Annotated in this window: 6 protein-coding genes; all 6 read right to left on the bottom strand. The window is 61.8% G+C overall.

Annotated elements, in window-relative coordinates:
• On the bottom strand, positions 1–953 hold a 953-nt coding region (locus AB6724_RS18185; RefSeq protein ID WP_369339938.1), incomplete at its 3' end, for a retention module-containing protein.
• A 247-nt stretch (positions 954–1,200) separates the two neighbouring features.
• Entirely contained in the window at positions 1,201–1,839 is a 639-nt protein-coding gene (locus tag AB6724_RS18180) for a response regulator transcription factor (protein WP_369339937.1), read from the bottom strand.
• A 33-nt stretch (positions 1,840–1,872) separates the two neighbouring features.
• Complete coding sequence (locus AB6724_RS18175) at positions 1,873–3,294, bottom strand: HlyD family type I secretion periplasmic adaptor subunit (protein WP_369339936.1); 1,422 nt, start codon at positions 3,292–3,294, stop codon at positions 1,873–1,875.
• A complete protein-coding gene (locus AB6724_RS18170) occupies positions 3,291–5,429 on the bottom strand; it encodes a type I secretion system permease/ATPase (protein WP_369339935.1) in 2,139 nt (712 codons plus the stop codon). The genes AB6724_RS18175 and AB6724_RS18170 overlap by 4 nt, the downstream gene beginning before the upstream one ends.
• 182 nt (positions 5,430–5,611) lie before the next feature.
• Positions 5,612–5,848, bottom strand: coding sequence for a hypothetical protein (locus tag AB6724_RS18165; protein WP_369339934.1), 237 nt, complete (start codon positions 5,846–5,848; stop codon positions 5,612–5,614).
• A 40-nt stretch (positions 5,849–5,888) separates the two neighbouring features.
• Complete coding sequence (locus AB6724_RS18160; protein WP_369339933.1) at positions 5,889–7,364, bottom strand: TolC family outer membrane protein; 1,476 nt, start codon at positions 7,362–7,364, stop codon at positions 5,889–5,891.
• Between the last annotated feature and the right edge of the window lie 239 nt (positions 7,365–7,603).

Here is a 7,603-nt window from a genome sequence, read left to right as displayed (position 1 = left end):
CCGTCTTCGGTCAGCGAGCCGGCGTTGATGCTGGTGGCCACCGGCACGTCGTCCACGATGGTGACGACGATGTTGCCGCTGCCCGAGCTGCCGCCCACGCCGTGCACCGTCACAGTGATGACGTCGGTAATCTCTTGGTCGTGTGTAGCCTTGTCGTGCGTCTGAGCACTGTTGAGCGTGTAGCTGTAGTCCAGGGTGACGCTGCCGTCGGCGTGGGTCGTGGCCCCGGTGACCGTCAGCGTGCTGCCGTCGGCCGTGGTGATGCTCTTGCCCACCCAGTCGCCGATCGTGTGGGTCTCTCCGCCGATGGTCACGTCCTTGATGCCGTCGGTGGCCCTGACCGTCACCGAACCCTTGGCAGTTTCGCTGGTATCTTCAACCGAAGTCAGGCCTTTTTCCGACACCGAACTAGCCACGCCTTGGACTGCGGCGACGCCTGGCACAGGCGTCGGCTCGGGCGTTGTCGCCGGCGCAGTCGCCGCCACACCGCCCAGTTGCACACTTTCCACCGGAGGTGTCGCCAGACCAGGATAGGCAAGATCCAAAGGTGATGTAGCTTCCAGGACGCTGGTCAGGCGAACGAAGGAACCGCCGCCACCGCCGCCACCGGCCAGCGTCGCAGCCGTGGGATCGAGCTGATCGAACGGATCCGCACCGGAGTTGATGGAGGCAATGATCTGGTCAATCTGTGCGTTGCCTGGGCTGGCCACGGCAGCCTCTTCGGGCTGCGGGGGCTGAACCAGATCGGCGGTCAGCCGCACATCCTGATTCTCGCCCACGGTCAATGGAGGGGTGCCATCCGCCTGCAGCTGCACCGAACTACCAGTGGCCGTGACGACCTCGGCATCCGCAGGGATGCGCATTCCCTCGCGAATGGCGGTCAGGTTGCCATCTGCGCCACGAATCCAGGCCTGGCCGACGAGCTTGGTGATGAGAACGGTTTGAGCTGCCATGATGATCTGCCTCTCCAATCAGATAAGGACATGAGAGAGTCTTGCGACAGCTCTCCAATATTTCTGACGAGATGGTAGGAGTCTGCCGACCCGACTGCTATTGGCGCCAAAGCCAATCGGCACGACTGTCTCTAGCTGAGCAAAAAGCCCAAGGCCCGCATATCGCGGGCCTTGGGCTTTACGCAAGCATCTGCTTGCGTATCAATACGCATGCTCAGAGGATCAGGACCGCATGTATGGGGCCGCCTCAGGCCAGCTGCTTGCGGCCGATGCCATGCACTTTCAATGTCAGCATCAGACGGTCCTGCACCTGAAGCTTTTCGAAAATGGCCGACAAATGGGCACGCACGGTGCGCTCGCTGATAGACATGCGCTCGGCAATCTCTGCGTTGCTATCGCCCAGAGATGCGTAACGCGCCACCTCCTGCTCCCGCGGAGACAGGGCTTGCGCCCAGTCCGCATCGGCTTCGGGCAAGCGGGCGTCCACGTCGCGCAGCAGGCGCTGCAGCAGCGAGCGGCCCAGCCAGATATTGCCGCCGACCATGCTTTGCAGCATCCGCGCCAGCGTCTCGGGGCCGGATTGTGCATGGGCATAGCCGCATGCACCTCTGGCCAGCAACTGACGGCCTTCCTCATCGCTGGGGCGGTTGCTGAGGACCAGCACCTGCAGACCCTGCAGCAATTCGCTCCAATGAGTGGCAGTGGACGCAGGCAATTGAGGCAAGGCAGCGTCCAGTACCGCCAGGCTGCGGCCCTGCTGTTTCCAGCGCTGCAGATCCGCCAGGCTTTGACCACGTGCAGGCATCCATTGGGAGCCTGCGATTTGCTGCCAGCCATGCCATAGAGTGGCGTCCTGAGTCAGCATCAATACAGGCAATGCATTCATACAACTCCCTTCTAATTGTTCTCGGCTCACTGACTAGCGCTCGACCAGGGCGTTGGCCTTGGCGCGCAGGACAGGCTTGAGCAGGTACTGCATCAGCGTGCGCTTGCCGGTGAGGATGTGCACCTCGGCCTGCATGCCCGGAATGATGGGACGCGAGTCGTCGCCCACATGCACTTTCTCGGTGCGCACCTTCACTACATAGAAGGAATTGCCCTTCTCGTCGGTCACGGTGTTGGCGCCAATCTGCTCCAGCTTGCCTTGCAGGCCGCCGTAGATGGCAAAGTCGTAGGCAGTGAACTTCACTTCGGCCTGTTGCCCGAAATGCAGAAAGCCGATGTCGCGCGGATTGACCTGAACCTCCATCAGCAAGGTGTCGTCCAGAGGCACGATATCCAGAATGTCCTTGCCGGGCTGCACCACGCCCCCCACGGTATTTGCCATCAAGGTATTGACGGTGCCGCGCACGGGCGAGCGCACTTCGGCCAGTTTGACACGGTCTTCCAGCGCCACCTTGCCCTGCTCCAGCGTGCCCAGCTTGGCCTGGGTTTCAGAGAGTTCGGAGCGCGACTGGTTGCGCACGTTCAGCTCGGACTCCTGAATCTTGCGCTCGGCTTCCTGGATGGCTGCCTGTATGCGGCCAATCTGCGCACTGGCGCCCTTGGCCTCTCCGCAAAAACGGGCCACATCGCGCTGCAGACGCAGCAGGTCCACCTCGGACACGGCACCGCTCTTGAGCAAAGGCTTGGTCACCGCAAGCTCTTCCGAGGTCAGGCTGCAGCTGGACGATGCCTGGTCGCGGTGAGCCTGGGTCTCGCGCAGTTCCTGCTGGCGTTGGCGCAACTGGTCGCGTGCAATATTGACCGTGGTGTTGAGCTCCTGCGTGCGGCTCTCCCACATGCGGCGCTCCATCTCCACAATCTGCGGCGCAACCGCCTGCACCTCCTCAGGCGCCTTGAAAGCCTCGCCCGAAGCCAGTGCATGCAGACGAGCCGCCTTGGCCTTGAGAGCCAGCAACTCGGCCTTGTTCTCGCCCAGCGAGGAGCTGTAGCGCGTGGGGTCGATGCGCAGCAGCACCTGCCCCTGCTCCACATGCTCGCCCGGGTGCACCAGGATCTCCTTGACGATGCCGCCATCAAGACTCTGCACCACCTGCACCTGGCGCGATGGCACTACCTTGCCCTGGCCGCGCACCACTTCGTCGATATGCCCAAGGCTCGCCCAGAGCAGCAATACCAGCACCGTGGCCAGCGATGCCCAGATCAGCAAACGCGAGCCCCGCGCCTGCTGCTGGCCTGCCGCCCACTGGGCGTCGGCCTTCAAGTCGTCGGGTTGATGCACGCCCACGGACTGGCTGCCATCCAGCAGCCAGCGATCAAGCTGTTGCCAGCGCCCGCCAAGCCAGCTCTTGAAGCCCGAGCTTGGCTTCACTGCCTGCACAGGTTTGGACTCGCTCATGCTCGCCCTCCTACTCCGCCGATACGGCCCTGCTTGAGGGCTTCGATAACCTGATCCTTGGCACCATCGGCCACGATTCTTCCGCCATCAATCACGATGAGACGATCCACCAGCGACAACAAGGCCGTGCGGTGCGTGACCAGCAAAATGGTCTTGCCCTGCGCCGCGTCCTGCAGGCGGCGCTTGAGCTGGGCCTCGCTCTGGTTATCCAGATTGCTGCTGGGCTCATCCAGCAGCAGCATGGCCGGGTCATTGATCAGGGCGCGCGCCACGGCAATCGACTGACGTTGACCGCCAGACAGCGACTCGCCGCGTTCCCCCACCAGCATGTCATACCCCTTGGGATTGCGCGCTGCGAATTCGTCCACGCCCGCAATACGGGCCGCACGCAGCATGTCGGCCTCGCCCGCATAAGGAGCACCCACCAACAGGTTGTGCTTGAGGCTGCCATAGAACAGCATGGGGTCCTGCGGCACATGACCAATGGCCCGGCGCAGATCCACGGGATCGATCTGGCGTGCATCCACGCCGTCGATCAGTACCGCGCCTTCGCTGGGCTGATACAGACCCAGCACCAGCTTTTCCAGCGTGGTCTTGCCGGAGCCTATGCGGCCGATGATGCCCACACGCTCGCCGGGACGCACCGTAAAGCTCAGGCCCGACAGGCTGGCCTGCTCGCTTCCTGGATAACTGAAACTCACGTTGCGGAATTCGATGGCACCGCGCAGATCGGGACGCGAGACAAATTCGCGGTCTGCATCGTGCTCCACCGGCATCTTCATGTAGTTGTCGATGGAGTTGAGAGAGGTGCGTGCATTGTGGAACTGCATCATCAGCCCAGCCACCTGGCCGAACGGCGCCAGACAGCGCCCCGCGATCATCGATGCCCCAATGATGCCGCCCATGGACAGCGCCGATTCCTGCACCTGGTACACGCCAATCACGACCACCGCCACGCTGACCAGCTGCTGCAGGGTCTGGACGAAGTTCACCGTGCCGGAGGAAATGAACTTGATCTTGCCTCCCATATAGGCGATGTACTGGGTGGAGCTTTCCCACAGGCGCTGCACGCCGCCTTGGGCGTTGAGCGTCTTGACGGCTTCCAGATTGGTCAGGGACTCCACCAGCAGCGCATTGCGCTGCGAGGAAGCCTGAAAAGTCTGGAGCGTCAGGCTCTCCATGCGTGCCTGTGCCCAGAACGACACCAGCAGGATCGCGGCAATGGCCACCACGGGCGGAATCAGCATCCATGGCGAGATCCACGCGATGGCCACCAAAAACAGGAGCACAAAGGGCAGATCAACCAAGGTCGTAAGACTTGCGGAAGCAATGAAGTCGCGCACCGACTCAAACGAACGCAAGTTGGCGGCGAACGATCCCACGGATGCGGGGCGGCTTTCCATGCGCAAGTCCAGCACGCGCTCCATGATCTGGGCAGACAGCCGCACATCCACACGCTTGCTGGCCGAATCCACCACATAGGCGCGCGCCGTGGTCAACACAAAGTTGAAGACCAGGACCAGCGAGATACCGATGGCCAGCACCCACAATGTCTCCACCGCATTGTTGGGCACCACGCGGTCATACACATTCATGCTGAACAGCGGCATGGCCAGCGCAAAGAGATTGATGAGCACGGCGGCCATCAGCGCGTCGCGATACAGGCGCCGGTTTTCCAGCACCACGGCCCAGAACCAGTGGCTGCTGCGCGGCGCCATGCCTTGCTGCACGGAACGCTGCTCAACCCTGAACTGCGGGCGCACAAAGCACATCAGGCCCGTATAGTCCTGCAGCAAGGCCTGCTGCTCCACCTCGACCGGGCTTTCAGACTCCGGGTACTGCAACAGCAAGCGGCCATCGCCCAGGGCCTTGAGCAGCAGGCAGGCACGATTGCCATTGAGGATCAGAATGGCCGGCAACAATCCTTCCGGCACTCCATCCAAGCGACGTTCCACGATTCTTGTGGTGAACTGTGCGCGAGCCGCTGCACGCGCCAGCAGCGAAGGCGTCAGGCGCTGCTCCACCAGCGGCAGGCCGTTGCTCAGCGCCTGCGCGGTATAGGGCTTGCCATGCAGCCGCGTCAGCTGCACCAGGCAATCCAGCAACGGATCCGCATGGGTTTCATGGGCGGGCATATGCCACCCAGAAGCCTGGGAAAAACTGACGCGGGCGGCCCCTTCGGCGCCAGCGCCTCCAGGGCTGTCAGACTGGCTCGCAGCAGCAGCAGCCTCACGCGATACTTCTTGCACCATCTCCCCTCCTCGGGCCGGAGTCGATGAAGGTACATATTCCGGTTTAGACATCTTCGGAAATCAATCTATAAAAGCTCTTCGCCGTCGTCGATCAGGTCCAGCGAGTTGCGCAGACGCTGACGCGCCCGCTTGCGCTGGCTGAGTTTTTCCAACGCCTGCGGAGGCAAATCGGTCAGGCGCAAAGTGCCATTGGCAAGCAGGGCATCAATCAAGTCCTCCAGCACGCGGATGAAGTCCGCGTCCAACGCGGACAACTCCTGCCTCGAAGACTGCTCTGAGGGCTGCGAATCGCTTTTATCCATCTGGTTTATCAACTCCAGGGGTGCGCGAGCACCCCGTTCATCACTGGCGGGCCGGCTGCCCGTTCATCGCACCGATCACAGGGGTCAGATTGGTGGTATCGGGCACGGAAGACTGGCAGCTGCGCAGCAGATCATCGGGCAACACCAGTGCCTGCTGCTCCTCGGGACGGCTGTCGTCGTGAGGCTGGGCCAGACCCAGCGCGGGCAGGATTTCGCTGGACAGCGTCAGCCACTGGTATTCCGCCTTCTTCAAATCGTACTGCCCCTTGACCAAGGCACGCTGGGCGTCAAACAGCTCGTTCTCGGTGTTGAGCAGATCCAGCAGCGTGCGCTGGCCAAGCTTGAACTGCTGCTGATAGGCCACGCGCACCTTGGCGGTGGACAGCACATGTTCGCGCAGGAACGGCATTTGCTGACGCATGCGCTCCATGTTGTTCCAGGTGATGGACAACTCCTGCTGCAGATTGCGGCAGGTATAGTCGCGCACATCCTGTGCGGCATAGGTCTGGGCAATGGTCTGACGCAGACGCGCCTCATCGGCACCGCCACGATAGAGGTTGTAGGTCAGCAGCAGCTGAATGCGAGAGCTTTGCACATCCCAGTAGATGGGTGAATTCTGGTCTCGGTCGCGTCCCGTCGATGCCAGCAGTTCCAGCTTGGGCATATGCGCGCCCTTGGCGGCTTTCTGCCCGGATTCGGCCGCCTGCAGCAGCGCCTGCTTGGACAACAGCACAGGGCTGGCACGCAGCGAATTACCAAAATCCTTGGTGGCACCAGATGCGGGGATCTTGGCCGTCACTTCCGGCACCGGATCCATCGTCGCCGCCGGGTACTCACCGACCAGACGGCGATAACGCTGCAACACGTCATTGAGGTTGTTGCTCTCGGTCATCAGATTGGTCTGAGCCAGGGACAGGCGGCCGCTGGCCTGCTCCAGATCTACACCCCGGCCCACACCCGATTGCTGACGTTCACGCAGCTGGCCCAGTGTGGCCTGGTGAGTGGCAAAGTTTTCGCGCGCCAGCCGCTCCATCTCCCGGTAGCGCTGCACATCCAGATAGGCGCCCACGGTATCGTTGGCCAGGCTTTCCGTGGTGGCACGCAGGTCATAGAACTTGGACAGTTTCTCGAAGCCCAGCTGACGAACATTGCTGGTGGTGGTGAAACCATCAAAAATCAACTGGCGCAGCTGAAGGCTCCAGCCAGGACGATTCCAGTTCTGCGAAGGCAGATCCTGTATGTTGTGGCGCCATTCCTTGCCCACCCAGCCTTGGGCTGTCACCTGCGGACGCAAGCCGCCATTGACCACGTTCTGCCCCTCGACGGACGAATTGAAGTCCTGAAAACGGGCCTGCACCTCGGGATGGGTCATCAGCACCTTTTCCACCACTGCCTGCAGACCCGTGCCTTGCGCATTGGCCTGCTCTTTAGTCATGGCCGTCTGAGCCATGCCCCCCGTTGCCCACGACGCGATGCCCAACGATGCCACCACTTGTGCAATTTGGCTGAACTTCATTTTTATACCCTCGATGGTTGGCTCCGGCCGAGTGACACCCAACCTCTCCGGTCATGCTGCATGACCGGTTCCATGACCAAGAACGGCAAATTCCGTTCCGGCCGGGAGCCGTTATTAATGGTGATCGACGCGCATGACCACTGAAGCAGCAGCACGTTACGATCAGAAAATCAAAGCATGGAATCCCTCGGTTCCATGGTCCACAACCATGCTTGCTCTATGCCCGAATGGGCTCAGAC

This window comes from Comamonas guangdongensis (assembly GCF_041079535.1).
GTDB classification, from domain to species: Bacteria; Pseudomonadota; Gammaproteobacteria; order Burkholderiales; family Burkholderiaceae_C; genus Comamonas; species Comamonas guangdongensis.
The sequence above is the reverse complement of the archived record's forward strand: the minus strand, read 5'-3'. Positions and strand labels throughout refer to the sequence as shown.

Bases quoted from the DNA above. Each gene is read 5' to 3' on its own strand.
- AB6724_RS18180 (WP_369339937.1), bottom strand. From the start codon at position 1,839: ATGAATGCATTGCCTGTATTGATGCTGACTCAGGACGCCACTCTATGG.
- AB6724_RS18175 (WP_369339936.1), bottom strand. From the start codon at position 3,294: ATGAGCGAGTCCAAACCTGTGCAGGCAGTGAAGCCAAGCTCGGGCTTC.
- AB6724_RS18170 (WP_369339935.1), bottom strand. From the start codon at position 5,429: ATGCCCGCCCATGAAACCCATGCGGATCCGTTGCTGGATTGCCTGGTG.
- AB6724_RS18165 (WP_369339934.1), bottom strand. From the start codon at position 5,848: ATGGATAAAAGCGATTCGCAGCCCTCAGAGCAGTCTTCGAGGCAGGAG.
- AB6724_RS18160 (WP_369339933.1), bottom strand. From the start codon at position 7,364: ATGAAGTTCAGCCAAATTGCACAAGTGGTGGCATCGTTGGGCATCGCG.